General features: G+C 67.4%; 19 protein-coding genes and 1 pseudogene. 12 read left to right on the top strand and 8 right to left on the bottom strand.

Going from position 1 to position 24,933, the window contains the following annotated elements; genetic code table 11:
* Positions 1-23 precede the first annotated feature (23 nt).
* From K9S39_RS12165 to K9S39_RS12145, 5 genes are all read left to right on the top strand, one after another.
* The gene (locus K9S39_RS12165) at positions 24-902 is read left to right on the top strand and encodes a carbohydrate ABC transporter permease (RefSeq protein ID WP_319949552.1); all 879 of its coding nucleotides are present in this window, start codon (positions 24-26) and stop codon (positions 900-902) included.
* Positions 903-937: 35 nt separating this feature from the next.
* Entirely contained in the window at positions 938-2,269 is a 1,332-nt protein-coding gene (locus K9S39_RS12160; RefSeq protein WP_248868702.1) for an ABC transporter substrate-binding protein, read from the top strand.
* Between the two features lie 454 nt (positions 2,270-2,723).
* The gene (locus tag K9S39_RS12155; protein ID WP_248863364.1) at positions 2,724-3,926 is read left to right on the top strand and encodes a S8 family peptidase; all 1,203 of its coding nucleotides are present in this window, start codon (positions 2,724-2,726) and stop codon (positions 3,924-3,926) included.
* 170 nt (positions 3,927-4,096) lie between these two features.
* On the top strand, positions 4,097-4,363 hold the full coding sequence (locus tag K9S39_RS12150; protein ID WP_248863363.1) for a hypothetical protein: 267 nt from the start codon (positions 4,097-4,099) through the stop codon (positions 4,361-4,363).
* Positions 4,273-4,581 (top strand): glycosyltransferase, encoded by a 309-nt coding sequence (locus K9S39_RS12145; RefSeq protein WP_319949551.1) that lies wholly within the window; start codon positions 4,273-4,275, stop codon positions 4,579-4,581. Before K9S39_RS12150 ends, K9S39_RS12145 begins: the two co-directional genes overlap by 91 nt.
* 230 nt (positions 4,582-4,811) lie before the next feature.
* Here the strand turns inward: K9S39_RS12145 and K9S39_RS12140 are convergent, their stop codons facing one another.
* Complete coding sequence (locus K9S39_RS12140) at positions 4,812-5,198, bottom strand: hypothetical protein (RefSeq protein ID WP_248863361.1); 387 nt, start codon at positions 5,196-5,198, stop codon at positions 4,812-4,814.
* A gap of 386 nt (positions 5,199-5,584) precedes the next feature.
* On the opposite strand from K9S39_RS12140, the gene K9S39_RS12135 reads away from it, so the two are divergent.
* Together K9S39_RS12135 and K9S39_RS12130 are read left to right on the top strand one after the other, a co-directional pair.
* Positions 5,585-6,865: a hypothetical protein gene (locus K9S39_RS12135; RefSeq protein ID WP_248863360.1), complete on the top strand. Its 1,281-nt coding sequence runs from the start codon at positions 5,585-5,587 to the stop codon at positions 6,863-6,865.
* A gap of 624 nt (positions 6,866-7,489) precedes the next feature.
* On the top strand, positions 7,490-9,820 hold the full coding sequence (locus K9S39_RS12130) for a sacsin N-terminal ATP-binding-like domain-containing protein (protein ID WP_248863359.1): 2,331 nt from the start codon (positions 7,490-7,492) through the stop codon (positions 9,818-9,820).
* Here K9S39_RS12130 and K9S39_RS12125 read toward each other — a convergent pair.
* Positions 9,794-11,032 (bottom strand): IS110 family RNA-guided transposase, encoded by a 1,239-nt coding sequence (locus tag K9S39_RS12125; protein WP_248863358.1) that lies wholly within the window; start codon positions 11,030-11,032, stop codon positions 9,794-9,796. The genes K9S39_RS12130 and K9S39_RS12125 overlap by 27 nt on opposite strands.
* A gap of 1,888 nt (positions 11,033-12,920) precedes the next feature.
* Between K9S39_RS12125 and K9S39_RS12120 the strand changes: the two genes are divergently transcribed.
* The gene (locus tag K9S39_RS12120; protein ID WP_248863357.1) at positions 12,921-13,688 is read left to right on the top strand and encodes a protein NO VEIN domain-containing protein; all 768 of its coding nucleotides are present in this window, start codon (positions 12,921-12,923) and stop codon (positions 13,686-13,688) included.
* A gap of 1,008 nt (positions 13,689-14,696) precedes the next feature.
* A pseudogene (locus tag K9S39_RS12115) lies at positions 14,697-14,850 on the top strand (RNA methyltransferase); the annotation flags it as partial.
* 452 nt (positions 14,851-15,302) lie between these two features.
* Here the strand turns inward: K9S39_RS12115 and K9S39_RS12110 are convergent.
* The 4 genes from K9S39_RS12110 to K9S39_RS12095 all read right to left on the bottom strand — a co-directional run bounded on the left by K9S39_RS12110 (position 15,303) and on the right by K9S39_RS12095 (position 19,302).
* Positions 15,303-15,521 (bottom strand): hypothetical protein, encoded by a 219-nt coding sequence (locus K9S39_RS12110; RefSeq protein ID WP_248863356.1) that lies wholly within the window; start codon positions 15,519-15,521, stop codon positions 15,303-15,305.
* An 898-nt stretch (positions 15,522-16,419) separates the two neighbouring features.
* Positions 16,420-17,250: a dimethylargininase gene (ddaH, locus tag K9S39_RS12105; RefSeq protein WP_406707910.1), complete on the bottom strand. Its 831-nt coding sequence runs from the start codon at positions 17,248-17,250 to the stop codon at positions 16,420-16,422.
* Between the two features lie 23 nt (positions 17,251-17,273).
* Positions 17,274-17,561: an acyl carrier protein gene (locus K9S39_RS12100; protein WP_248863355.1), complete on the bottom strand. Its 288-nt coding sequence runs from the start codon at positions 17,559-17,561 to the stop codon at positions 17,274-17,276.
* Between the two features lie 43 nt (positions 17,562-17,604).
* Positions 17,605-19,302, bottom strand: coding sequence for a fatty acyl-AMP ligase (locus K9S39_RS12095; RefSeq protein ID WP_248863354.1), 1,698 nt, complete (start codon positions 19,300-19,302; stop codon positions 17,605-17,607).
* Positions 19,303-19,517: 215 nt separating this feature from the next.
* Between K9S39_RS12095 and K9S39_RS12090 the strand changes: the two genes are divergently transcribed.
* Positions 19,518-21,284, top strand: coding sequence for an acyl-CoA dehydrogenase family protein (locus K9S39_RS12090; RefSeq protein ID WP_248863353.1), 1,767 nt, complete (start codon positions 19,518-19,520; stop codon positions 21,282-21,284).
* Positions 21,285-21,328: 44 nt separating this feature from the next.
* Here the strand turns inward: K9S39_RS12090 and K9S39_RS12085 are convergent, their stop codons facing one another.
* On the bottom strand, positions 21,329-21,796 hold the full coding sequence (locus tag K9S39_RS12085) for a hypothetical protein (RefSeq protein ID WP_248863352.1): 468 nt from the start codon (positions 21,794-21,796) through the stop codon (positions 21,329-21,331).
* 86 nt (positions 21,797-21,882) lie between these two features.
* On the opposite strand from K9S39_RS12085, the gene K9S39_RS12080 reads away from it, so the two are divergent.
* Both K9S39_RS12080 and K9S39_RS12075 read left to right on the top strand, forming a co-directional pair.
* Positions 21,883-23,199, top strand: coding sequence for an MFS transporter (locus tag K9S39_RS12080; protein WP_248863351.1), 1,317 nt, complete (start codon positions 21,883-21,885; stop codon positions 23,197-23,199).
* Positions 23,196-23,951, top strand: a complete 756-nt coding sequence (locus K9S39_RS12075) for a thioesterase II family protein (RefSeq protein WP_248863350.1) — start codon at positions 23,196-23,198, stop codon at positions 23,949-23,951. Before K9S39_RS12080 ends, K9S39_RS12075 begins: the two co-directional genes overlap by 4 nt.
* A 22-nt stretch (positions 23,952-23,973) precedes the next feature.
* Here the strand turns inward: K9S39_RS12075 and K9S39_RS12070 are convergent, their stop codons facing one another.
* On the bottom strand, positions 23,974-24,762 hold the full coding sequence (locus K9S39_RS12070) for an AfsR/SARP family transcriptional regulator (RefSeq protein ID WP_248863349.1): 789 nt from the start codon (positions 24,760-24,762) through the stop codon (positions 23,974-23,976).
* Positions 24,763-24,933 lie beyond the last annotated feature (171 nt).

The raw sequence follows: 24,933 nt of genomic DNA, 5'->3' as shown, positions 1-24,933 counted from the left end.
GACGAAAAGCGACCAGACGAAAAGTGAGCACACGACAAGTCAGCACACGACAACTGGGCCGCCGGGCCACCGTGAAGCGTACCGCCGGCCGCACCGGCCAGTACGTCGCGCTCCTCTGCTACCTCGCCTTCCTCTCCTTCCCCTTCCTCTGGCTGCTCTCCACCGCCCTCAAACCGCCCCGCGAACTGGGCAGCATCCACCCCGCATGGATCCCCGAGGCGCCCACCCTGGAGAATTTCCGGCAGGCGTTCGCTCAGCAGCCGCTGCTGGAGGCCGTGGGAAACAGCCTGCTCGCGGCGGCGGTCTCCGCGGTCACCGCGATCGTGCTGGCGACCCCGATGGCCTATGTCCTGGCCCGTTTCCGCAATCGTTTCTCGCGGGTGGCCACCGCCTGGGTCGTGATCAGTCAGGCGTTCCCCCTGGTGCTGGTGATCATCCCGCTGTTCCTGATCCTGAAGAGCCTCCAGCTGATCGACTCCCGGATCGGTCTGATCATGGTCTATGTGGTGTGGTCGCTGCCCTTCGCCCTGTGGATGCTGACGGGCTATGTCCGCGCCATACCCCACGAATTGGAGGAGGCCGCTGCGGTGGACGGTGCGGGCCGGACACGTACGCTCGTCTCGGTCACCACGCCGCTCCTCGCGCCGGGCATCGTCGCCACGGCGCTGTTCTCCTTCATCACCGCCTGGAACGAGTTCTTCTTCGCCCTGGTGCTGCTCAAGTCGCCGGAGAAACAGACACTGCCGGTCGTGCTGACCCATTTCCTCGGGGCGGAGGGCGTCGCCGATCTGGGCCCGCTCGCCGCCGCCGCGCTCCTCGCCACCCTCCCGAGCCTGCTCCTGTTCGCCGTCATCCAGCGGCGAATAGCCGGCGGGATGCTCGCCGGGGCGGTGAAGAGCTGATGCGACCCGAGAGGCTGATGCGACCCGAGAGGCTGATGCGCTCCGAGCCCACACTGCCGCAGCGGACCCGCGCCCGTTTCCACCGCCGGAGCCTGCTTGCCGCTGCCGCCGCGCTGCCCGCGGCCGCCCTGCTGCCCGGCTGCTCCGACGACAACCGGCGGAAGGCCGGCGGCCGGATCACCCTGCGCTTCCAGTCGCTGGCCTGGCAGCAGGACTCCGTCAAGGCCAACAGACAACTCGTCGCCGAATGGAACCGGCACCACCCGGACGTCCAGGTCCGGTACGTCCAGAGTGCGTGGCCCACCGTCCACGACCAGCTGCTCACCTCCTTCGAGGGCGGCGAGGCGCCGGACATCATCCATGACGCCTCCGACGACCTCGCCGACTTCGCCTACGGCGGCGATCTCGCCGACCTCACCGCCCTGCTGCCGCCGCGTCTCAAGCGCGATATCCCACAACAGAGCTGGGAGACCGGCATGTTCGGCGGCCGGGTGTACGGCATCCCGTTCCTCCAGGAACCGCGGGTGCTGATCGCGAACCGCAGGAAGCTGAGGCGGTCCGGCGTCCGCATCCCCACTCCCGAACGCCCCTGGACCTGGGAGGAGTTCGCGGAAGCGGCGCAGCGGCTGACCCGTGGCGGCACCTACGGCGTCGCATGGCCGCTGAAGGAACCGGTGTCCGCCACGCTCAATCTCGCTCTGTCCACGGGGGGCCGGGTCTTCCACCGCCACCCCGGGGGCAAGGTGGAGGTCCGCTTCGACGCCGTCGACCAGGTGGTGCCACGCACCATCCACGACCAGCTGAACATCGACCGCACCGCCTCCCGTACGACCCTGGGCATGGGCGGCTCGGACACCCTGCCGGGCTTCTTCGCCGGGCGGTACGCGATGGTGCCGCTCGGGTTCTCCTACCGCCAGCAGATCGCCCAGCAGGCACCCGAGGACTTCGACTGGACGGTACTGCCCGCGCCCAAGGGCACCGTCCTGGAGCAGGGCGTGAGTCCGCAGACCCTGTCGGTGGCCGAGGACTGCCCGCACAAGGAGGAGGCGATGGCCTTCATCGACTTCCTCCTCCGGCCGCCGAACATGGTCCGGCTGGCCCTGGGCGACTGGATGCTGCCGACGGGTCAGGAAGCTCTGAAGGACCCGGCGCTACGGGTGGCCAGACATGATTGGACCACCGGCACCGCGCTGGCGGGCTCGTTGCGCTCCGCGCCGGCCCAGTCCGTCCGTGGTTATCCGGAGTGGAAGGACAAGATCGCGACACCGGGCCTGCAGGAGTACTACAGCGGCGCGATCGGTCTGGACGCCCTGCGGAAGCGGCTGGTTGACGACGGCAATCTGGTGCTGGCGCGTTACCAGCGCTGAGTGGCGGCCCTCTTTACACCTCACGCGCAGCCGACCTCGCCGAGGCGAACTCCCGCCTGAACAGGAATTGTTAAGAGGTCGAGTTGAGAAGCGCGCCCTTGTGGCCGACATCGTCGACAGTGGCGCACGCTCTCCGCAACACACATCTCGCGAGGCGCAAGCCTGCCATACCGGGGCAACCGGTCTTCTGTGCCTTGTCCCCGATGTCACCCCCTGTTGCGCGCATGTAAACAGAGTTGAGCCCCTTGGCTTCATCTCGGCAGGGCCTTTTGGTCAACTCCGTTCCGATTCCGCCTTTTTGCAGCTTGTTGCTTATCTCACACGGCCGGGTCGGCCTTGAATCGGACCCGTTAATCCGACAAGGTTTCGAGCCAGCTCGACGCGGATCTTCCGGTCCCGTCGGGCTGTTGCGCAACGCTTTCCCCCCACACCACGAACGAGGAGAACCCTCGCAATGGCTCACAAGCGTTCCAGCAAGAAGCGGTTGATCACGGCGATAGCCGCCGCGGTTGCCGCCACTGGTATCGCCACCGTCACCGCGGTCACCGCTGGTGCCTCTCCCGCGGCCGAAGGCAAGATCTATGGTGCCGAGGCCAAGGGTGCCGTGAACGGCAGCTACATCGTCATGCTGAAGGAGTCGGTCCGTACCGCCGAGAGCGGCGACCTGGCCGCCAAGTACGGCGGCGAGATCAAGCGGAGCTACTCCTCCGTCGGCGGCTTCTCGACGACCGGCCTGGACGAGGAGGAGGCCAAGCGCCTCGCCGCCGACCCCGCTGTGGACAAGGTCGTTCAGAACAAGAAGTTCCACATCAACGCCACCCAGGACAACCCGCCGTCGTGGGGCCTGGACCGCATCGACCAGGCGGACACCGAGGGCGACAAGAAGTACAACTACCCCGACAACGCGGGTGAGGGCGTCACCGCCTACGTCATCGACACCGGTGTGCGCACGACGCACAAGGACTTCGAAGGCCGCGCTTCCTCCGGCTTCGACGCGGTGGACGGCGACGACGACGCCACCGACGGCAACGGTCACGGTACGCACGTCGCGGGCACCATCGCCGGCGTCGAGCACGGCGTCGCCAAGAAGACCAAGATCGTGGCCGTCCGTGTGCTGGACGACGAGGGCTCCGGCACCACCGAGCAGGTCGTCGCCGGTATCGACTGGGTGACCAAGAACCACGAGGGTCCCTCGGTCGCCAACATGTCGCTCGGCGGCGGCGCCGACGAGGCGCTCGACGCGGCCGTCAAGAAGGCCATCGACTCCGGCGTCACCTTCGGCGTCGCGGCGGGCAACGAGTCCACCGACGCCGGCCAGGGCTCCCCGGCCCGGGTGAAGGAGGCCATCACCGTCGCCTCCAGCGCCGACGCGGACGAGCAGTCGGACTTCTCCAACTACGGCGAAGTCGTGGACCTTTACGCTCCCGGCTCCGACATCACCTCGGACTGGAACGACAGCGACGAGGGCACGAAGACCATCTCCGGTACGTCCATGGCCACCCCGCATGTCGTGGGGGCCGCTGCGGTCTACCTGGCCGGTCACCAGGACGCCACCCCCGAAGAGGTCGCCCAGGCCCTGACGGACGGTGCCACTCCCGACAAGATCACGAACCCGAGTGAGGGGACGCCCAACAAGCTGCTGAAGGTCACCGAGTAACCGGCTCAGTCCCTCAGTTACCACGCCGGCCGTCGCGCTCGCCCCCACGGGGTGCGGCGGCCGGCGCTTTTGCGTGCTGCGGTCCACAACGCGCGGGAGGCGAGGCGAAGTTATCCACAGAAGGAAGCCTCCGGGACCATCTGACGGGGAATCTCGCTACTGTCGGTGACATGTACCGAGGACTGCCATTCATCGGCATCAGCACCGTCGTCTACGGCTGCACCGGCCTGATCGCTGTTGCAGCCGCCAAGATCCGCAGTACAGGGGAGCTCAGCATGCACACCGTCACCTTCCTCGTCCCAGCTCACCATGAGGAGGAGGGGCTGCCGGCCACACTCGAATCCTTGTGCGCCAAACGGTCCCGGCTGACCGCGTCCTGGTCGTGGACGACACCTCCAGCGACCGTACGGGCGAGGTGGCGGCATCACATGGCGTGACCGTTATCCGCCCGCCGCGCGACCTCGGCAGCAAGGCCAAGGTGCAGAACTACTCCCTGCCGCACTGCACCACCGACCTCGTAACTGCACCGCCGACCTCGTACTCGCCGTCGACGCGGACACCGTCCTCGCACCCGACTGCATCGAAACGCCATACCCGCACGATCCGGGAGCGGCCGCTCCACCGAGTATCTCTTCGGGTTCCACTGGCACGGTGATTTGCATCTGGTTTGCAGGTGACGCGCTGACCGGTGTCTTTGCAGGTCGCGAAGAGTGCTGGCCGGATTCGCGAATGTGCAGGTGTGCTCATGTGTGGGCAGCTCCGGCAGTCTTCATGCTGACCTCATGCTGACTTTCCTGACGAACCGTCAGTAGATCTTGCTTGTGGTGGTGCTGTTGCCGGAAGGGATCTGGTCGGCGCTGTTGACCTGTTGTCATGAACTACCTCCTACGGCCGGGGAGATGAGGAACCTGTGGGAATTCCCGACTCGTCTGCCGCGTCGGGCGTTTTTGCTGTGGGGCGGAGGAGGGTGGCCAGAGCGAGGGGGTGCAGGAGTGCAATGGGGGCCATGAGGTGCTGGGTCTTGAAGAAGGCGCTATACAGGTGGGGACTGTGGCCAACTCGTTCAAGCATCCGGTTCAAGGCGGTGCCCACGAGCGGCCCGTACCGGGGGGCCGGGTCGGCCCACTGGGAGTCCAGGGCGGTGGCCAGGATCCACGGAAGGTGGGTGCGGCGGGCGAGTCGACGTTGGACGGTGCGGGTACGGGAGGGGTGGCGGTGCAGGTGGGTAGCGGTGGCCTGGAGGGTTTGTGCTTGGAGGGCGGCGACGGTCATGCCTTGGCCGTAGATTGGGTTAAAGAGGCATAGTGCGTCGCCCATGACGAGGAACCGTTCGGGCCAACATGCCATGTGGCCGTGGTGGTTGCGGCGGTTGGGTATTTGGGCACACCCCCGGTCGTCCCGCGGCTGTACCCGCTCCCGGCGCTCTCGGCGCCCGCCGGCCACATGCTGGACGGACATCACGGTGAACTCGGGCAACGCCCGCGCGTACCAACTGAGAACAAGCCATTCCGCCCTGGCGTGATCAAATTAGCTGATTCCGTCATCATCTTTTCATCGGGTGGCCCTATGTTTAGTCGCGCTCAGCACCATCACACTGACCACACCACCGGCCGGGGTTCCCGCCTGTGCGCGGGCCGGCCAAAGGGGGAAAGAAAACGATGCGTCACTTAAGATCGACCGGCCGCTTCGGCAGAGGGCTCATAGCCTTCACCGCTGCGGCTGCCTCCGCGATAGCCGCCATGAGCTTCGCGGCCTCACCGGCCGCCGCCGCCCCGGCAAAGCCCGCCGCTGCTCAGGCAAAGCCCGGCGACACCTGTACGGCGGCCGACCTCGGCACACGCCATCCGTACATCAAGAGCACCGAAGTGTCCCCGACGATCACTCACTTCAAGGGCTGGTACGTCACCGAGGGCACAACCGGCACCCAGACCGTCACCACCAGCACCCAGACGACCATCTCGGTCTCCGTCGGCCTCAACGGCAATGTCGAGGGCAGTTTCGCCGTCGAGACCCTCGGCAAGGTCGGCGCGAGCCTGGGCCTGAACGTGAAGGTCGACTACACCTCCACCAGCACCGAGTCGAACGCGGTCACGTGGAACTTCAACCAGCCCGGCTACTACGGCGCCTACAAGGGCACCAAGAAGGTCACCGGTACGTACGGAAGCCTCAACTGCAACCGCGTCCAACAGGGCGACGGCAGTTGGGCGTTGAAGTGGATCGAGGGGCCCGACGGCGGCAACTTCACCACCTACACCACGCTCGAGGAAGGCGCGGTGCGCTGCCAGGACGAGGTGCCCGCAGGCAGCATCATGGCCAAGGCACAAGGTCTCCTCGACTGCGGCTCGGCCGCCGCGAGGGCCGAGCACCCGGCGGGTGCGGTGGCGCCGACGGCGAAGCAGAAGCGGGACCGCCTCGTGCAGCGCCCGGCGCTCACCAGCGGCACGTCCGCCGAACAGCCCAAGGCCACCGGGCGTAGCGCGCGGGCCGCTCTCGACTGCAAGGCCGAGGTCTACAAGATCGCCGTACCCGGCAAGCCCCTGTCCTGGGGCGCGCCGCTCCTGGCGGACGACGGTGTCCGCCTGCGGCCCTCGTCGATCTTCAGCGCCCACCTGGACAACTGGCGCCTGTGCAACGTGACGGAGAACAACGGGGTCCTCGAGGCGTCCCTGTGGAACTGGGGCAACGGCGGGTGCGCGACCATCGCCGAGCAGAACGCGGCCACCGAACGGGCGGTCCTGCAGACGGCCCCCTGCACGGAGGACGACCTCCAGCGGTTCTACATCTACCGCGACGTACCCGGCAGCTCGAAGATCGGTGTGCAGAACAAGTACACCGGCTCCATGATGGGCCACGACCGGTACGCGGACGGGGAGTTCATACGCCAGTACTCCAGTGGTAGGCAGGACGGTACGGGTACGTACAGCCTGATTGGAGTCTGACGGCCCACACCCCGTGAGCGGCCCCGCACGTGAACCCCCGACCTCCCGGTTTCGTGCGGGGCCCTGCGCGTCCCCAAGGCCGGAATAGTGCACGGTCGGACATAACCCCCTCCCGCCAGTAGTCAAAAACATCAAGTGCGGCTGCGTCGAAGCCAAGCGCGACGAGGCCGGATACGCCTACCGCTGGCGAGTACACAGCCGAGCGTTCAAGGGCGAAGAGGACGCAGAAGGCGTCGAGGCGACATGGACCGTCTGCGAGTCCGTCGTCCGCGCAATCAGAGTGCTTGAGCAGCTGCAGGCCGCCAACCAGAACTACCTCATGGGTGCCCTCCTCCACGGACCGGGCCAGCCGATGAAGGCCGGCTTTGACCGAGCAGTCGGCGTCGGCACCACCAACTCTTGTAGATGAGGTCCTTGTAGCGGCCAGCTCGGGAGGTGCCAGCCAGGAGTGCGGCACCTCCTGAAGCGATCCTCGTGCCCGCGCGAACTGGCTGGCATGGCAGGTACAACGGTGTGGCCGGTCGGCGGGAAACGAGGGATTCCCGCCGACCGCCGTTCCCGCCCCCTCGCTTTCCTTGACGATCTACGATCGCTAACCGGGGCATCGCAGCAAGGGGGCGAGGGATGACTGCTGAGCGTGGCGGATCGACGGCGGCTGACGTGGAGCGGGCGATTCGGGCGGCCGAGGACCTCATGGAACGGGAGGGGCTGACAGACGGTGCGGAGGTGCCCGAACCGGTCGGGCCTGAAGCAACGTGCGCGGCCGTTCAGCGGCTCGGGGATCTGTTCGTGGAGCTGCCCGGGCAGATGCGGTACGGGCTGCGTCGGCAGCGGGACAACGGCGGGGACCTGTCGACTGACCCGCTGCAGGGGCTGTCCGAGATTGTGCAGAACGCCGACGATCTCGGGGCATCCCAGGTCAGGATTCTCGTCCGCGACACGGAACTGCTCGTGGCGCACGACGGCCGTCCGGTACGGCTGACCGATGTAATGGCGCTCGCCATGCCCTCGCTGACGAGCAAGGCCGACGACCCTGACGCTACGGGCAGGTTCGGTATCGGACTCATGACCCTCCGTCGGTTGTCCCCTGTCTTGGAGATCTTCTGCGGTTTCTACCGCGTCCGGATCGGGGATCCCGACGTGTCCCTCGCCGAGCCCTTCTCGGTTCCCGCCTGGTCGGCGCAGGACAGTTGGACTGTCCTGCGTATCCCGCTCGCCACGCCCGCCGAGGTGCGGGGCCAGGACGTGGACGACTGGCTCGCCGCGTGGGGTGACGAGGCGCTGCTCTTTCTCCACCACGTGCGCGCGGTCGTGCACCAGCACGAGGGGGGTGACGTACGCACCCGGCTGGCACTGGAGTGGGGCGAACCGGATGCCTGCGAAGCGGTCGTCGGCGGCCGGGAAACCGTAGTCGACGTGCGCACAGCTCGGACCTCCGGCGGCATGTCCTGGCAGGTCAGCCGTGCCACCGTACCGAGCCCGCCCGACGTGCCAAGGATCCGCAAGGCCGCGGGCGAATCGACCGTCCTCGCCGTCGCGATCCCGCTGCACGAGGGCGCGGGCGACGAGGTGGCTGGACAAGTGCACGTCGGACTGCCCGTGACCGAACTGGGACTGCCGCTCCGGGTCGGCGCCCAGTTCGATCCGAACCCGAGCCGTCAGCACGTCAACGACACCCCGTGGAACCAGGCGCTGCTTCCCCTGCTGGCCGACCTTTGGGCCGCCGTCATCGTGCGACAGCTCCGCCTGGACCCGACCGCGGCCTGGCAGTGCCTGCCGCTGCCGCACGACGTCCAGTCGCCGAAGGGGCCTGTACACGACTTGGAGCAGCGGTTCCTCGCCCTGGCCCGCGCGAGGGTGTCGAACGAGCTGCGCCTGCGGACGCCGCTTCATGGCGACCTCGGACTCGCCGACCTCGCAGTCGGCGACGAGGCGCTATCACGCGCCCTTTCGGAGGCGGAGATCGCGCAGGTGGCCGGACGCATAGCTGTATTGCCTCCAGCTGCGCGGGATGCGGACGGGCGGTGGCAGGACGTTCTCGATGACTGGGCCGAACACGACGGTGCCGCGCCCGAGACCGTCACCGTCGCGATGGCCCTGGACGAGCTTCTCGGCGATGGGCCCCGGAGCCCAGAGGCGACGGTCGCACTCGCTTCCGTCGCCATCGCCGAAGACGAGACGCTGACGCTTCGATGGCACAAATGGCTGGTGGATGTCTCGGGGGCACGGCACCGGGTACCCCGGCCCGGAGCCGCGGAGATCTTCACCGACAAGGCCCAGGGGCTCTGGAAGGTGCTCGGGCTCAGCTGCGTCCTGCACCCGGCGTTCTTCGCCGAGACCGGGGAAGCGGCCCGGGTCAGTGCGTGGCTGAGAGACCAACAGGTTCTCGTGACGGGCGCGGAACCGGTACCCGCCATCCGCCAACTCGCCGCGCGTGGCACCCGAAGGGACGTCGCGCCTCTGGTTCTGGACGACGTCCAACTGGTGGCGCTGCGCGATGGATTCCTGCGTGTCCCCGTGAGGGAGCGCCGTCGGCTGGGCAAGGACGTGGGCCGCGCCGTCCTGCTGCAGGGCCGGCGGTCCAGGACGGGGGGCCGCTGGGAGGACGTACAGGTCCGTCCTGCGGATGCCTACCTGCCGGCCCGGCTGGACAGTGTGGACCGAGAGGATAGTTTCGAGACCGCGTCGGGTGGGGCCAGCGGCCTGACCTGGCTGCGCCCCCGCTATGCCCAGGTCCTACCCGGGGCAGGGACGGGCCTGGGCGCCCGAGCCTTTTTCCACCTGCTCGGTGCCGAGAAGGGACCTCGGCTCCGGCCACACCCCGGAGTCGAGCACCGGTTCACCGCCTCCAACCCGAACGAGGGCCTGCCGGCCCGGATCCAGGGCGGCCCGGCGGAGCGCCGAAAGACATCTCACGTGCCTAACAAGTCAAGCCGCGACGGCCAGGTCCGCTGAGGAGGAGGTGAACGCGTGATGCTCGTCAAAGAGCTGCCGGGTCTGCAGGCAGTGGTGGAGCTGGCCGAGCAGCCGGTTGAACAGATGCCGCTGGGCCTGGGCATGCCAGTCTCCCGCCGCACGTCGGCGGCGGTAGTGCGCGTCGGCGCCGGGCGAACTCCGCAGCGCGGAGAAGGCCCACAGGAATCCCGCCGTGATCAGGCGGTCGTTCTTGATGTGCCGCCGTCCGACGAACTTCTTCTTGCCCGAGGCTCGGGTGATGGGGGCTGATCCGGCGTATGCCTTCAAGGCGCGGGCGTCGGTGAAGCGGTCGCGGTCGTCTCCGGTCTCGGCGAGCACCCGGGCGCCGAGTTGGACGCCGAGGCCGGGGAAGCTGAGCAGCACGTCAGCGTCCGGGTGCTGGAGAAAAGACTCCTCCACCGCCTCGGCCAACTCGTCCGTAGCCCGGCAAGCGGCGTCCAGCTGGACGACGAGGGCGGCGAGTTGGTGTCCCATCGCGTCTTCGACGGCCTGTGGCTGGCGGGCGTAGTCGCCGCGGAATATCTCCCGCAGGCGCCGTGCCTCGGCCTCGATACCCCGGCTGCGGCCCGCGCGGCGGAGTGCGGCCTGCAGCTGCGCGATCGACAGCTTCGCCGCGCGGGCCGGGGTCGGGGCCGCGGTCAGGACGGCGCGGGCTTCTGGGCGGGCGAGGCCGTACTGCTTGCCCATGAAGGCGTCCAGGGCAGCCGGGAAGTAGGTCCGCAGCAGCGAGCGGACCTGGTTGACCAGCTGCTGGCGGTTCCAGACGGCGTCCTGCTGAGCGCGGGCGAGCACGGTGATCGCGCGGGCCAGGTCGCTGTCAGCGGGCAGCGGCCGGTGGGCGTCCATGTCCGTGCGCAGGATGTTCGCCAGGATCAGGGCGTCGCCGGGGTCGGACTTCTTGCGCGAGACGCTGTGCCTGTCGCGGTAGCGGGTGGCGGACAGCGGGTTGACCGCGTAGATCCGGCGGGTTCCGGTGCGCAGGGTGGCCACGAGCAGGCCATGGCTGGTCTCGATGGCCACCGGTATCGGGTCCTCGGGGGTGTCGCCGTACTCGGCGAGCAGTTCCAGCAGCATCCGGTACCCGGCGGCGTCGTCGGTGATCCGCCGCTTGGCGAGCTGTGTGCCGGCCTCGTCGACCAGGGTGACGTCATGGTGTCGTTCGGCCCAGTCGATCCCGCAGTACACGTTCAATCTCTGCTCCTTGCCCTATGCGTTTGTGCAGGTGACAAGCCTGTGTGGGCCACGCGGCGACCTAATTCCAGGACTCGCGGGTCCGCCATCTCACCAGCCGTTCGTGACGCCAGCGCCTCGCAGGGGCCCCGATCTCGGACAGAGCTCGAAGGCTCGGGACAACAAGGAGAGGTCATCCTGCGACGGGCTCGCACCACGAAGATCAATGTTCGGCACGGGTGGATGAGTTCCGCAGCGGCCCGAAGACGCCGGGCGCCACCGGTCTTTCGTGAGGCCTCGACGGGCCCGGACCACACAGGAGTCTGCCCGGCGCCCACGCGGCCGCTACGGATCCCCACCACTTCGACAGTCCAGCAGCCCCGTTCGGGCTGGTCTGGAACCACCTACTCACGAATTAGGACCTCCAGAACCGGTCGGCCACTTACACCTTGGAGGACTACGACAGCCCTGACCTGATGGCCGTCCTCCGTGACATCGCTGCGGAGAAGGACGGGTCGGTACGTCGCCGGCGGGCCGCCGCACTGCTGCGGGTACTGGGACGCGCCTGGGGCGCCTTGTCCGAGCACCACAGGGTCCGCGCCGTCTCGGACTACCACACGTGGAACTCCCGCGGAGAGACGGATGGCTTCTGGCTGTGGCAGCTGAAGACCACGGCATGGCTGGACAACCAGGACGGCGAACCGGCCGCTCCCTGCGGCCTGCGTGAGCGTACGACCAGTACCGTCGCCGTCTACGGTGCGGAAGGTGCAGGCTTCCTGCACCCCGACCTCCAGCAGGCGGTGGGCAGGCGAGGCGAGGTGCTGGTTGCACTGGGCGTCACCGGCGAGCCGGAAATAGCAGACCTCTTGGAGGCACTGCGCCTACTCCGCGACCGGGAGGCCGGCGCCCTCGACCATCCGGCGGCGCAGATCGTCTACCGGGCGCTTGCCGAGCGACTAGCCGCCCACCGGGGCAAGGACGCAGCACAGGTGACCGCCGGTGTCCTGAGTGCCTTCGGGCAGCAACGTGGACTGGTCCTTACGACTTTGGGCTGGCGCCGGCCAGGCGACTGCTTCCGTGGCCTCCCGGTCCTCGGCCGGTGGGCCGCCTTCGCGACGTCGTTCAAGGGCAGTGACGTCCTTTGGGAGACCCTCGGAGTTCCGGAGGTCGGCGTGGAGGATGCGGTACGGGTCGTCAGGGAAGTGGCCCGTGAGGTGAGGGAGGAGCGGGACGCGCGGGTGCCGGTCGACGCCGAGACCGTGATGCTCGAGACCTTACAGATGCTCGCTGGAACAGCTGGCGAACGGCCCGAGAGGGTGACCGCCGCCTTGGTGGGCAGGCTGCCGCTGCGCACGAGTCGGGGGTGGACGAGCAAGCGTCCGGTGTATGCGGCCGACGCGACATTGGCCGAGGCGCTGGGCTCGCGGATACCGGTCTGGTTGCCGGGCGCGGAACTCGAACAGTTCAGAGCGCTCCTCGGACCTCTGCGGGTGACCGAGCTGGGAGCGGCGGACATCACCTTCCGTCCCGCGGAGGACGCGCCCGTCGACGAGGAAGCGACCGATCTGGTGCGTCACGCGCTGGATCTGCTCCGCGAGGACCTCCAGCGCAACGCCGTCGCTGTCGCGGGATCGCTCGACTGCCCCTGGGAGGACTTGGCTCAGGTCGAGGTGCGGGTCACCTCGTCGCTGGAGTGCCTGGTCGCCCTGCCCGATGGGGAGGCGGCTCGGGGGCCGGTACGTACCGCCCTCGACCGGGACTCCCGCACTCTGTGGACGGTGGACCGCGAGTTGCTGAGGCGGCCGTCGGAGGCGGGTCGGGCCATCGCGACTCGCTTCACCGAGGACGGCGCCAGGTCGCCTATTCCTGGGCAGCCGCCTACGACGAGGCGGAGCGCGGACGAGAGGCGGTGCGGCTCGAGCTGGCCGAGGAGCGGGTCGCACAGGACCAGGCGGCGACGGATGCCAAGCGTGCCCAACGCCTTGCCGCGCTGGAGACCGAAGTCAAGACGGTCCAGAACAAGGCAGGCTCCCGGCCGACCGCGTCGGCATCCCTGCCGCCGGCCACCGTCCGCCCGGCTCCGGCCGTCCCGTTCCTGGAACCGCGAAAGTTCGTCGATCCGGCAGCTCTCCGCATCACCGGCATCCGCCGGACCGCCCAGGCGCAGCCGTCCGCTGGTGGTGTGTCCGGGGCCGGCAGAGGGGCACCCGCCAGGGGCCGCCTCGCCCCGCCCGCACACGCACCGGCCGTGCCCGCCCCGCGTCCGGTTCCCCCTGCGCCCAACACCGACCGCCAGGAGAGGGTGGCCCTGGACCTCCTGCGCAAGGTTCAGGGCACGGAGCAGGAACCGGAGTGGCTGCGCGATCTGCGGCACCAGCACGGCGTGGGCGCCGACGCCGTGGACAAGCTCGATCGGTTCTACGAGCTGAAGACGACCTACGGACCCGAACAGGACACGGTGACCCTCACCGCCAAGGAATGCGAAAGGGCGGCCTCGGGAGCCGAGTTCTTCCTCGTCGTGGTGTCCGGACTCGCGGCGGACTCCGATCCCGTCCTGCGCCTCGTCCCGGATCCGCTGCACCAACTCGGCATCTGTCCGAACGGAAGCGTCATGCTCACCGGGATCAAACAATCCGGGAGCCTCATCGTCGAATTCGGCGCAAGGGAGCAGCCGTAGCCTTCTTGACTCTCCAGCAGGTTCAAGAGCCCGATCAACGAGAACGAGTACTGGGCCAGCCTCACCGTGGCACTGGCTGCATAGGAAGGACTCCACAGTTCGAGGGGATTGACACGTCGCGTTCGCGATGGTCAGCAGTCAGAGGCCAACACCAGTTTTCTGTCAGCCAAGTTGGAGAGGCAAATGCAACAGGCATCGGGCCTGCCGACATCGGCACGGTCCAACTCCGGGCAGACTGACGACTGTTAGCAATGGCGAGGGAAGTAATATTGTTGTGCGACAACTGGCATCGGGTCTCGACCCCGGACGTCTGCGGAGGTCTGGACCACGGCGCGCCGCATGACCCCCAGGAGTCGGCCTGTTCCCCGGCGTAGCGCCGCCGATGCTGACTTTGTGCTGACTTGCTGACCTCGAAATGCCCTCTGACCTGCAACGATGTCCTGCCGAGCCTCTTCGGGTTCCACTGGCACCGGCTCTAGGGCAACGTTGCGGGTGCAGCGGGTCGGCCAGCATCTATGCAGCTCAGAGGTGGTGCAGAGCGAATTGGCGCATGTGCATGTGTCGCCATCTGCCACCACCTCTGGCAGGGTGCATGCTGACCCAATGCTGACTTAGCTGACGTACCATCAGCTTAAGGTGATGGCATGTCACTTCCTTCGCAGCGCGTTCGTTGAATCGGGGACGGACGGGCTCCGATGCTGAGCTTTGAGCAGGATCGATTTTGCGGTCCGGCGATGCTCACGTCTGTCTTGAGGAAATAGCCGGCGTCCCGGAAGTACCACTGCGATCGAGATGGCTGAGGGGGCGTGCTTGGGGCGTCGGAAGACGTGTCATGCGTGCGATGGCTTGGATGCCCAGCGCGATCGAGGTCCTGCTCCCTATGGGGGGCCGGTACTATGCAGTGGTTTCCGAAGGTGGGAACGCTGATCGGATCATCCCTGCATCGGCATTAAGGGCGTCGGCCTCGCCACCCCCGCTTCCCGTCATACCGCCAAAATAGCTTGAGGCCCGACTGCTCTTGCCCGCGACCTAAAGTACTTCGCCGAGGCGGGGTGCGCGTCGCCTCCGGAGTAGGTATTTCGACCATTTCCCGATGACACATCATGTGGAGTGCGTGGCGATCCTTGAGCGTGCCGAAAGGGCCGCTGACCTGCGGATTTGATGAATGCACATAATGTGCACTGTGTGCGGTATGGGTGATATTTTGACGCTCTCGACGCTGTCTTGACGCTCATCTGACGCTCGTTCTGATGTGGTGTCAGGTGGTGTGACCCCAGGTCAGTGTGGTGCGCGTGGCCGATTCCGCTGGACGGTTTGGGAGCCTTTACTCGGAGAGGGGCATCCGCGCGGCGGCTCCTACCGACGGGACAGCGGCGGGCCCTGACACTGTGAGCAGCCTCTTCGTCTGCCGGTACACACGTCAGAGTGGCGTTGACCTGCTGAAATGGCGGCGATGGCGCCGTCCGCCGGGCGCTGGGTCCGTAACTGGTCCGGATCTTGGCCTCGGATCCCCGTACGGTCGGGCACCGGGTGCGGCCGAGTGGGGCATGGTCGTAGGGGGCGGCTGCTGGTCCTGCGGTTCAGGCGTCGAGGAATTACCGGGCGGGGCCACGGTCAGGCTGCGGGGATGGTGGCGGGAGGGCTGTCACGGCCGAGTGGGTCGGTGGTGATCAGTGTGTAGGAGCTGCCGGCGGCGGTGTCGGTGATGGTGTGGGGTGCGGCGACGATGTCGGTCGGTCCCAGCGTGGTGATGGGGGAGGCGTCGGCGTGTCGAAAGGCCGTGAGGCGATATCGGCCCTCGGCGCTCGGGTGGGTCAGGGGCGGATTGGGCACGGTTGAGGGTGGCGGTGCCGTCCGTGGCCACGGACACGTTTGCGCCGACAGGGGCCTTCGGCGGGCCGGGCACGACCATGGTTGACGCGGGCAGTGAGACCGGGCCCCATGTCCCGGGGACCGGGTCGGTGGGGGTTCGCCAGACCGGCCGGACGAGCAGTGGATCGGGCGGGGGCGGGGTTGTGCCCGCCGCCTGCGCCGGATCGGGCCCGTAGCGAGCTTCCGCGAGCCAGGTGTGGCGGACATACAGGGGGAGCGGACCATCGACGATGGCGGCGGTGCCGTCGTTGAGTCGGGCGGTCGCCACCTCGGGTATGTACCGGGCCGGGACGTCCAGCGAGCGGGTCCGGCGCAACCGCACCTCGTGTCCCTGGCCCGAGACAGTGACGGTCACCCGCCCGTCCGATAGCGGTGCGACCCGGACGGTCGGTGCCGGCGGATGCTCCTTCGGCGAACGACGTTCCGCCAGCAAGGATTCCGGGGCCTGAGCTCCCAGCAGATCGCCGTGGGGCGCAAGGTGGTCACCGCGATGCTGGCGAAGCAGCCTCCAGCCGATGGACACACTGGACCGCACTTCGTGTTCCGGCGCTTCGGATTGGAAGGCTTGCCCGGGTGGGGCAGCGAGCGGCGTCTTGGACGCGTGACGCCGGTGATCTCGCGCTTGAGCGTGATCCGTTCCATCTGCTTGCGGTTGACCATCCGTCCATCCGCTACAGCTCGGCGAGTGCGCGCGGGACCCCGTAGGCGCCCTTGGAGGCCAGGTGGATCACGCGATCTCGTGGGAACGGGCAGCGGGCGGTGATCCGCGGCTGTCAACCAAAGCAGCTGCGCGGACCTTCGGTCCGCGCAGCTGCTTCAGGCATGGGTCCCGGACGTGACCCCACGGTCGGCTCAGCCCTTATTCGTCCCGGAGTTCGAGGGTGCAGCACTTCACGCTGCCGCCAGCCTTGAGCAGTTCTGACAAGTCCACGCCGATCGGCTCGAAGCCGCGGTCCTTGAGTTCGGCGATCAGGTGCGTTGCTGCCTCGGGAAGGAGCACGTGGCGGCCGTCGGATATGGCATTGAGGCCGAAGACTGCGGCGTCCTCATCCGTGGCCAGGAGTGCGTTGGGGAACAGCTCCCTCAGGACGGCCTGGCTTCCCGGGGAGAAGGCCGCCGGATAATACATGACCTCGTCTTCGGAAAGCACGGACAGCGCCGTGTCCAGGTGGTAATGCAAGGGGTTCACCAGCGTCAGGCCAGTGACCGGCACGCCAAAGAACTCCTGAGCCTCTGCGTGCGAACGCTGGTCCGTACGGAAGCCCGTACCGGCCAACAGGCGGCGGCCCGCTAGCAGGTAGTCGCCCTCTCCCTCGTTGATGTGCTCAGGCCAGCAGACTTCGCCGAAGCCGTTCTCCTGGAACCAAGAGAGGTACCGGGGACCTTCACCGGTGCGCTGCACGTGCCGGAAGCGGGCGCCCAGGACCTTGCCGTCCACGACGGTGGCGCCGTTGGCAGCGAATACCATATCCGGCAGGTCGCGGGCCGGCTCGATTACCTCTACCTGGTGCCCGAGTTCGCGGTACAGGTCGCGCAGGCGCTCCCACTGGGCCATAGCCAGGCCCGCATCGGACGGCTTGTCCGGGTCCATCCACGGGTTGATCGAGTAGGTGACGTCGAAGTGAGTGGGCGGGCACATCAGGAAACGGCGCGGGGTGGCGACGCGACGTACTGCGGCGGTGTTGGACACGAGTCCTCTTTCAGAAGGATGGTTCAACCCGCGTCGGGCTGCGAGGTCTTTTCCGTGAGAAGGGTATGCAGGTACTCGACCAGGTCGTTGATGGTCGGATACTTCCACACCGCCATCATGTCCACCTTGATGCCCAGGTTGTCCTCGATCTCGGTGATGATGGCCACGCTGTAGAGCGAGTCCATGCCGTAGCCGGCGAGTTCGGCGCTGCGGTCGATCTTCTCGATGGGCTTGTCCAGGTAGAACGCCACCCGCTCCGTGAGCCAGGATCCGAGTTCCTCAGACGTGGCGCCGCCCTGAATGTCTGTCATTGTTCGTTTTCCTCTATGGGGTGTTGGGTAGTGTGTCGCAAGCTCAGCGGATACGAAGGCCGTCGCTCAGCTCCTCGTGGATCGGCGTCAGCGAGGACTGGAGGAAGAGATCCTTCATCAGTGTCCGCCGTACTTTTCCGCTGGTGGTCTTCCGCACCGAACCGGGCCGGACCAGGACGACGCTGGGGACGGTGATGCTGAACTCCCGCACCAGCGTCCTGCGGATTAGGTCGGTGATCTCCTGGAAGTCGTCGAGTTCGAGCGAGCGCGGCTTGATCTCCTGCACGACGACTACGGCGTTGGAGTGCTCGGGCAGCGAGAACACCGCGCCGGCTCCGGTAAGCCGCTCGTGCAGCCCACTGACGGTTCGCTCCAGATCCTGCGGATACAGGTTGCGGCCACGGACATTGATGACTTCCTTCAGCCGCCCCGTGACGTAGAGCTGGCCTTCGTACACCACTCCGAGGTCGCCAGTGCGCAGAAAGCCGTGCTCGTCCGCCATGGAACGGTCGAAGGTACGCCCGTTCAACTCTGTCTGCTGCCAGTAGCCTTGCGCGACACTCCCGCCGCGGACCCAGATCTCACCGACGCCGCTGTCTGGCACGGCCTCCTCAGTTTGCGGGTCGACGATGCGGATACGGGCCGGATCTGCCGTACCGCTGCTGACCAGCTCACGGCCGCTTGCGCCGTCGGCCGGGGCCGTGAACTCGCCCTTGGCCAGCGCCGCTGGATCAACGGTGGTCACCGTCGGGGCGACGCCCTTGTCCGTACCGCAGACGAAGAGCGTGGCCTCGGCCATTCCGTAGCACGGTACGAACGTCTCCACCCGGAATCCGGCCGGGCCGAAGCGCTCGGCGAACGTCGCGAGCGTGTCAGCCAGCACCGGTTCCGCGCCGTTGAAGGCGACCTTCCAGCGCGAGAGGTCCAGCTTCGCGATCCGCTCGTCGGTGACCGTCCGATTGCACAGCTGGTAGGCGAAGTTCGGCGCGGCCACGCTGTCGATGCCGTGGGCGTCGATGAGCTCCAGCCAGCGGTAGGGGCGGCGTAGGAACTCGGTGGGCGGCATGAGCAGGCACCGTCCACCGACGTAGGCGATCCAGAGGACCTGACCCATGAGGCCCATGTCATGGATCAGTGGCAGCCAGCCGCAGCCGCGGGTCTCCGGGCCGCCGCCCACGCACTGACGGATCAGTTCGAGGTTGTCCAGGAGATTCCCGTGGGTGATCATGACACCCTTCGGCTCACCGGTGGAGCCGGAGGTGTACTGCAGCAGGGCCAGGGAATCCCTGGAGACCGCCGGCAGCTGCCCTTCGCCCGCGCCGTCCGCGGGACCCAGGTCGCCCACCGCTCCGCAGACCGCCTCGGGCCCGGCCTGGCCGGTCAGCCAGTCCGCAATGCCCGGGAGGTTCTTCTCGTCCGTGAGCACTGCGGAGACCGCGGCATCGCGCAGAATCCCGTCCACCCGGTCGCTCTGTGCCCGGAAGCCGTCCGGCAGCGGGGCTGGAACGGCGACTGCCCCGGCGTAGAGGCACCCTATGAACGCCTTGATGAAATCCAGTCCAGAGGGGAAGAGCAGGAGGACTCGGTCACCGGGCGAGACCCGATCACTGAGCCAACCGGCGACGGCGAGAGCCTCGCGGTGTAGTTCGCCATAGGTGATCGTGCAGTCGACCTGATCACTGTTGATGTCGCTCAGGAAAGAGAAAGCCTCGCGGTCTGCCAGTTCCCGGGCCTGCTGCATGAATACATCGACAAAAGTGTCAGGGATTTGAGGTCCCAGCCTCAAGCGTGGTGCCATTTTGAGAACTCCTGGATCCAGTTTCAAAGAAACCCTAGCAGTTGAGACTAAAGACCTGCTTAAGAACTGCTTAAGCGTATGGGTCGAGGCTCGTCGGGAACGCTAGGATCAGGGCTGATGCGTCAGTCATGAAAACGAAGGAAACTGGTGGGAACGATATGAGTCGAGCCGTCTCTCCGGTCCTCAACTCCGCGCACGAGGCAGCAGAGGACCTGGACGTCTTTCTCGGTGACCCGCGAAATCCGGAGGGGCCGTTCTCCTATCGGGCCATGGTCGAGGCGGAGGAGCGCAACGAGAATCCCGCGGGCACGCTGGAGGCTATGCGGGAATTCGGGTTCGAGAAGTTTCTCGTGCCCGAGGAGCTGGGCGGTCGACTGCACGCGCTGGACGAACTCTTCTTCATCTGTCGCACCCTCTCCCGGCGGAATCTGACCGTGGCCGTCCGGTACGGCTCCGCCCTGCTCGGTGCGAACCCCGTCTGGCTCTGGGGCCGCGACGAGCAGAAGAAGGAGGTCGCCCAGGCCATCCTGGACGGGAGCCTCACCTGCTTCGGCGTCTCGGAAGCGGACCACGGCAGCGACCTGCGCGCCTGCGAGGCGCACGCCGACAAGGAGGGCGACGACTACCTCCTCACCGCGGAGAAGTGGCCCGTCGGCAACGCCACGCGCGGCCGGTTCGTCACGACCTTCGCCAAGACGAGCGCCGCCGGATTCTCCCTGCTTCTGGTCGACAAGGAAGCGCTCGATCCTGCGAGCTGGTCCACGCTCCCCTTCGTGAAGACTGTCGGGCTGCGCGGGCACGACCTCAGCGGAGTCTCCTTCGAGGGCAGCCGCCTGCCGCAGAGCGCGGTGCTCGGGCGCGAGGGAACGGGCCTGGTGCAGGTGCTCAAGGCTCTGCAGATCACCCGGACCGCGATCTCGGCCCTCTCCGTGGGGACCATGGACGCCACGCTGCGCATCGCCCTCCAGTACAGCCGTGAGCGCAACCTCTACGGCTCGTGCATCTACAATCTCCCGGTCATCCGGGAGCACCTGGTCAACGGGCACATCGACCTGATGATCAGCGAGTGCGTGGCCGTGCCGGTGACCAAGGCGCTGAGCATCGCCCCCGACCGCATGAGCCTGTGGTCCTCGGTCGTCAAGTACTTCGTCCCCGTCATGGCGGAGAAGACCGTGGCCAGTATGGCCGTGGTCCTCGGCGCCCGGAGCTACCTGCGCGAGGGCGTGGCGGACGGCGTGTTCCAGAAGCTACAGCGCGACCACGCGATCGCCAGCATCTTCGAGGGCACCACGCATGTAAACCTGCACACCATTGCGGATCAGCTGCCGTATGTCCTGAAGCACGGCGTCGGCGTCGCGGCGCAGGCGGCCGCGGAACAGGACGCTGAGCGGGCCGAGACGCTGGCCCGGCTGTTCTCCCTGACCGACGCCGCGCCTCGCTGGGAGCCGCGTGGCATGGACCTCCAGCTCACCAACGAAGGGCTTGACGAGATCACCCACGGCTGGGACGCGGCCGTTCAGCAGGTGGAGAAGCTGGCACAGGACGTCGCCTCGGACACGGCGGTTCACGCCATCGCCGCGATCCTGCGCGACATCGACCGCGTACGGGCGCGGCACCACGCGGACATCGCCGGCGCGCAGGACCGCGACGGCCGGTCGGCGCAGGCGCTGACCGAGGCGGAACGGCACTGCGTGTTCCACGCCATGGCCTCGTGCCTGTACACGTGGCTGACCAACCGGGACACGCGGGGCGCGGCCTTCGCCGACGGCGGCTGGCTCCTCCTGTGCCTGCAGCGGCTGGCCCAGCAGATCAGGCTGCCCGCCGAGCTGAGCGAAGAACATTTGCCGGCCGTCGAGGAGCACATGTTCACCTGCCTGGAGGAGGGCGAGACCTTCTCCCTGCTGTCACTCGCTCGGCCCGAGTGACAGGCGGTGCGGCATCTCACCCCCTGCCCTGAGATACCGCACCGTCAACTCGGCGGCGAACCCGCAGCACCGGCGCCTGACAGGCGGCCGAACTCCCGGCGCAGTGGAACGGCGCTCGCCAGCACGAAAACGGTGAAGAGGGTAATAGGGGTGAGGCCGACCGGCTGGGCGAGCGTCCACGGATTGTGCATGACGAAGTCCCAGTTGGCGTACCAGTTGGCGAATGCGTCCAGGGCCATCACGACGCACGAGTAAACGACCCCGACGGGGCGCAGTCGCCACACGAGGAAGAATGCCAAAGGGTCCAGCACGACGAGCAGCGTGAAATATGTCCGCACGGCGGGAGGCGCCCACGCATAGGCGTGAAAGCCTCCGTCCAGGAGCGCGTAGAGATGCACGAAGAAAGCCTGCCCGAACGCGAACAGGTACAGTGCGACGGCCCATCGGCTCCACTGCGGAAGTCGGCGCATTCGCCCGTACCAGGACTCCTTCCGCAAGGCTTCTCTCAGCATCCCTCACCCCATCCGACAGCGGTACGGCGGCCGCACGGGCCGAGTGCCTCAGTGTAGCGCCCCCCGATACTGCCCAAGGAGTGCACGTGAAAATACTGTTCGGCCACCGCAACGGCAGGCTGTTCATTATCGGGCAGGGCTTTTCCATTATCGGAACCAGCCTGCTTCTGCTGACCTCCGGTATCTGGGTGAAGACACTGACGGGAAGCAACTCAGCGGCGGGCATGACCATATTCATGGTCGTGCTCGGGGCGCTCTGCGCACCGGTCGGCGGGGTGCTCGCGGACCGGCTCAACCGCAAGCGCCTGCTCATCTGTGCCAACCTGCTGACCGCGCTGGTCGTCCTGCTGCTCCTGACCGTCAGCGGGGAGCAGGACGTCTGGATCATCTACGCCGTCATGTTCTGCTGCGGAGTCTCCGGCGGAGTGATCGACACCGCGCAGACGGCCCTCATCGTCGACCTCTTCCCCGAGCCGGATCTGCCCAACGTCAACGGCGCGATCCAGACCGTGCGGCAGGGCATCCGGCTCTTCGCACCGATCCTCGGCGCCTCGCTCTTCACCTCCGTCGGCGTGGGGTGGATCGCCGTCATCGACGCCGTCATGCTGCTCGGCTCCACCGCCACGCTGTTCGCGCTCCGCGTGGCCGTGGAGCCCGGCTCCGACGGACCCAAGCCCCGGGTGTCCTGGTTCGACGAACTGACGGCGGGCGTACGACACATCGCGGCGACCCCGGTGCTCCGTCAGCTCGTCGCCGCGAGCTCCCTCACCGTCATAGCCTTCGGGCTCATGGAGACGCTGAGCTTCGCGGTGGTGAGCTCCGGACTCCACCGGCCGCCCACGTTTCTCGGCGTGTTGCTGACCATGGAAGGGCTCGGCGCGGTGGTGGGCGGGCTCACCGCCGGCTGGATCATGCGCCGGCTCAACGAGACCGTGATCGTCGTGCTCGGCCTGCTCTCCTGCGCGCTCGGCGCCGCACTCCTGGTCGCCTCGTCTCTGGTGCCCGCGCTCATCGGGATGCTGCTCACCGGCGTGGCCACCCCCTGGGTCTTCATCGGAAACCTGACGGTCGGCCAACGCGTGACGCCGCGCGAGATCATCGGCCGCGTCTACTCGGCCTTCTCCACCGTCCTGACGGTCCCCCAAGTCCTGGCCATCAGCCTCGGCGCGGCGCTGGTCGCCGCGGTGGACTACCGGATCGTGCTCGTCACCATGGCGGTCGTCCTCGTCCTCGCGGCCGGATATCTCAGGAGCCGCCCCGAACAGCGCCTTTTCGCCTCGACGCCGTCCGTCGAGTCCACACCGACGCTCGACGAACGAGGCGCCGGGGCCGCATCAGCTTCCGACGAACGGGCCGCTGTGGCCGCACCGACATCCGACGAACGAGAAGGAACTCGCTCATGACGCCGCCCCCGCCGAATCCGACAAACTGGCTGCGCAGGTCCGGTGCAGTCGGCAGAGCCCGCACGCGCCTCATCTGCTTCCCCCATGCGGGCGGTGCGGCGAGCTTCTTCAGCCGCTGGGCCCGCGGGCTCCCCGCGGACGTCGAGGTCCTCGCGGTGAATTACCCCGGCCGTGAGGACCGCATCAACGAGCCATGCATCGACGACATGGACCGCATGGCCGAGGCCGTCACCAGGCAGCTGGCGCCGCTGCTCGACGACGGCTTCACGTTCTTCGGCCACAGCATGGGGGCGAAGATCGCCTTCGAGGTGGCGCTCCGGCTGGAGAAGGAGTACGGCAGGGAGCCCGCCGCGCTGTTCCTCTCCGGCTCTGAGGCCCCCGGGCACGGTGAGCGCGATTCGGCCGGGGACGATGACGCCTCGCTGATCGAGTACATCGCGACCCTCGGGCACGGAAACACCGAGGTGTACGACAACCCGCAGCTGCGAGAGTTGCTGCTGCCGTCCCTGCGATCCGACTTCCGTCTGGTCGAACGCTACGACCCGCCCCGCGGGCGCAGCACACCGACCCCGCTGACCGTGTACATCGGTGACCGTGATCCCGACGTCAGCGTCGAGGACGCGGAGTCCTGGCGGTCGGCGACCACGGGAGGCTTCGCACTGAAGACCTTCCCCGGCGGTCACTTCTACCTCGTCGACGCCGAGGCCGCGCTGCTGACGGAGCTGTCACAGCGACTGCGGGACGCAGCGTAGGCGTACAGGTGCGTGACCTGACTCATGCGTGATGAAGGACCTGGGCAGCGGCCACATCGCGGGAGCCGAGCTGTCCGTGCAGCGGCTGATGCGGGGTGAACTGCGCTTGGGGGACCGGAAGGTATTCCAGCTTCTGGGCGAGGATCGCACGCTGAAGTCGCTGCAGCCGAGCGCTCGGATCGAGCCCTGACATGTCGTTCAGATTCCGGCGGAGCGACAGATACACGCGCAGCGCGTCGGCGGGCCGGCCGGAGTTGTACAGAGCGACCATCAGGAGTTCGTGTACGCGCTCACGTGCCGAGAACTGGGCTGCCAGCGCATACAGTTCCCCGACCAGGCCGACATGGCGGCCGAGCATCAGCTCAAGCTCGATCTTCTTTTCCTGCGTGGTCATGCGCAGTTCGTCGAGGTAATCGGCCGCCCGAATCAGCCGTGGTGTGACGCGTACGTCCGCCAATGCTGAGCCACGCCACAGCGCCAGCCCTGCCCGCAAGCATTCGCTGGCGCTTTCCAAGTCACCCTTGCCCTGCAATGCGTCGGCCTGCCGACGGAAGAATGCGAACTGGTTCATGTCGCCGTCGTGCCCAGCCATGCGGAGGGCATAGCCCGGCGGCTGCGTCACGATCGTCGCGTGCCCGGCCCGGAACCCTCCCTTGTCCAGCAGCTTGCGCAGATTGGAGACGTACACCTGCAGTGCAGTGCCGGCGGTGCGAGGCGGGCATCCGTCCCACAGCTCTTCCATCAACTGCAACGAAGAAACTGCCTGGTCTGGCCGGACCAGGAGGTTGGCAAGGACGACTCTCGGCTTCATGGCGCTAGGGGTACAGGGCTTCCTGTCGACCGTCTCCAGCAGGAGCGGGCCCAATATTCCGAAGTTCATCCTGTTACCCCCAGTAGTGCTGTTCCGGCGCTGGCCGGCCGACGTGGCTTGAGGATGCGCGTCGGCCCGGTGAATTCTTCCCATGAGGGCCGCCCCGGCTCT

Source organism: Streptomyces halobius (genome assembly GCF_023277745.1).
Lineage (GTDB): Bacteria > Actinomycetota > Actinomycetes > Streptomycetales > Streptomycetaceae > Streptomyces > Streptomyces halobius.
The sequence above is the reverse complement of the archived record's forward strand: the minus strand, read 5'-3'. Positions and strand labels throughout refer to the sequence as shown.

Excerpts from the sequence above, each read along its gene's own strand:
- K9S39_RS12085 (WP_248863352.1), bottom strand. The coding sequence starts at position 21,796 with ATGCTGAGAGAAGCCTTGCGGAAGGAGTCCTGGTACGGGCGAATGCGC.
- K9S39_RS12075 (WP_248863350.1), top strand. The coding sequence starts at position 23,196 with ATGACGCCGCCCCCGCCGAATCCGACAAACTGGCTGCGCAGGTCCGGT.
- K9S39_RS12150 (WP_248863363.1), top strand. The coding sequence starts at position 4,097 with ATGTACCGAGGACTGCCATTCATCGGCATCAGCACCGTCGTCTACGGC.
- K9S39_RS12160 (WP_248868702.1), top strand. The coding sequence starts at position 938 with ATGCGCTCCGAGCCCACACTGCCGCAGCGGACCCGCGCCCGTTTCCAC.
- K9S39_RS12070 (WP_248863349.1), bottom strand. The coding sequence starts at position 24,762 with ATGAAGCCGAGAGTCGTCCTTGCCAACCTCCTGGTCCGGCCAGACCAG.
- K9S39_RS12135 (WP_248863360.1), top strand. The coding sequence starts at position 5,585 with ATGCGTCACTTAAGATCGACCGGCCGCTTCGGCAGAGGGCTCATAGCC.
- K9S39_RS12130 (WP_248863359.1), top strand. The coding sequence starts at position 7,490 with ATGACTGCTGAGCGTGGCGGATCGACGGCGGCTGACGTGGAGCGGGCG.
- K9S39_RS12140 (WP_248863361.1), bottom strand. The coding sequence starts at position 5,198 with ATGACCGTCGCCGCCCTCCAAGCACAAACCCTCCAGGCCACCGCTACC.
- K9S39_RS12090 (WP_248863353.1), top strand. The coding sequence starts at position 19,518 with ATGAGTCGAGCCGTCTCTCCGGTCCTCAACTCCGCGCACGAGGCAGCA.
- K9S39_RS12100 (WP_248863355.1), bottom strand. The coding sequence starts at position 17,561 with ATGACAGACATTCAGGGCGGCGCCACGTCTGAGGAACTCGGATCCTGG.
- K9S39_RS12155 (WP_248863364.1), top strand. The coding sequence starts at position 2,724 with ATGGCTCACAAGCGTTCCAGCAAGAAGCGGTTGATCACGGCGATAGCC.
- K9S39_RS12095 (WP_248863354.1), bottom strand. The coding sequence starts at position 19,302 with ATGCAGCAGGCCCGGGAACTGGCAGACCGCGAGGCTTTCTCTTTCCTG.